Here is a 1,561-nt window from a genome sequence, read left to right as displayed (position 1 = left end):
CAGGATTCATCAAACCAGCTTTGGCCTAGTCGAAAAGCTACTGCGTTGGCTGGGCCGGTTAGAACGACACTTGTTTCAAGGTTGAGGTTATGCAGATTACGTCGGGTGAAGTTGGTTGAACCAAGCAGCATAGTTGTTTTGTCTGCTCCGCGATGCATCAGCCATTTAGCATGACATTGTTCGCCGTGGGTATCGCACCAGCGAACGGTGATTCCGGCTTGTGTTAATTCATAAGCAACCGGACGATTGGGTATGCCATTCTTTTCTCTGCCGAACGCGTCTTTGTTCGGGTCCAGTAAGACTCTTAATATTACGCCTCGTTTTTTTGCTGATTTGAGAGCGTCGATAATCTCGCGATCGGATAAATAGAACATTGCCATATCCAGTTTATCGCCTGCTTTGGCTTGATTAATCATGGCTAATGCAGCTTTTTCTACAGCCTGTTCAGTGACGACCTGAACGGTAAGATTCGTTTTTGTAATATTAGAAGGTTGCTCTAGTTTCACTTTAGGCAAAGCCTTGCCCGACATGGCCAGCACCGCTTTTTCACTCTCCAGTAAATCCCATGCAGCTGGGCCATTAAAACGTAAGGCGACATTGTCGTGAGCGCTGCTGCCATCATGTGGATTAGCTGAGGTGACTAATGCGGTTAGTTCTTCTCCATTATCTGCAATGATCAGCTTTCGATGATTTGCTTTGAAATTCATTAGGTTGAGATAACTTCTTGCGGAAACTTCTCCTTCACCAAAGGGATTCGGCAGCCAGCCACTTTCGCTATTGCCAAATGGCTGAACAAATAAACGCCAAAAACCAGAATAAGTCGGGTTGCTATCACGTAGTTTGGTCAGCTTTGTTTGTGTGACAGGTATGCCAGCCGCTTTAAGTTGAGTGAAATGTGTAGAAGGCAGTCCGCCATAAAGACTATTAAGGGGATCGGAAATAAGCTGTATTTCCAGGTCAGGATAACGTTGTTTTTGTGTAATTAAGGCTTGGGTGAGTTCATCTGAAAGTGCCCGATGCTGTTCCGAACCTTTGCCTTGATAGTCGTTAAACAAAAACATATCAACCAGCACCAGGTGGCGAGCATTGGCAATCATATTGAATACGGCATCGAAAATCTGCTGGTGTGTTTGACGTTCACCTCCGACAGTAAAGGTTCTGTCTGCCAGAAACTGCACGTCACTCGTCATCCGTTGTGGCCCTGAGAAATCAACGCCCGGAGGCAATGGCTTATAAACGTGATAGACGGCGACACAAATTGATATCAAAAGTAATAACAATAGCCAACGCCATTTACCCCTTCTCTGCTTTTTTGTGCTGAATAAAGATCGTTGTTGTTTACTTTTGAATGACATGTTTATCAATAAGTCCGGTTGATACAGAGTGACGTGAGAAACGTTTTATCTTCGTTTCGAATTATGACTATTTACATAAAGTATCACTATTCATCGTTATCTATAAATCAACGTGGCTTGTTTTTGTAGACAACATCACGCTTGATGTCGCCTGTTGCTACTGAGTGAGTGCACTGCCTGATTGTTTCATTTTGCGTAATAGTTTT

General features: G+C 43.9%; 1 protein-coding gene. It reads right to left on the bottom strand.

The annotated features are described in order from the left end of the window. On the bottom strand, positions 1-1,190 hold a 1,190-nt coding region (locus B4K20_RS12155; protein WP_289283074.1), incomplete at its 3' end, for a phospholipase D family protein. Between the last annotated feature and the right edge of the window lie 371 nt (positions 1,191-1,561).

This window comes from Methylophaga sp. UBA5088 (assembly GCF_002414625.1).
GTDB classification, from domain to species: Bacteria; Pseudomonadota; Gammaproteobacteria; order Nitrosococcales; family Methylophagaceae; genus Methylophaga; species Methylophaga marina.
The sequence above is the reverse complement of the archived record's forward strand: the minus strand, read 5'-3'. Positions and strand labels throughout refer to the sequence as shown.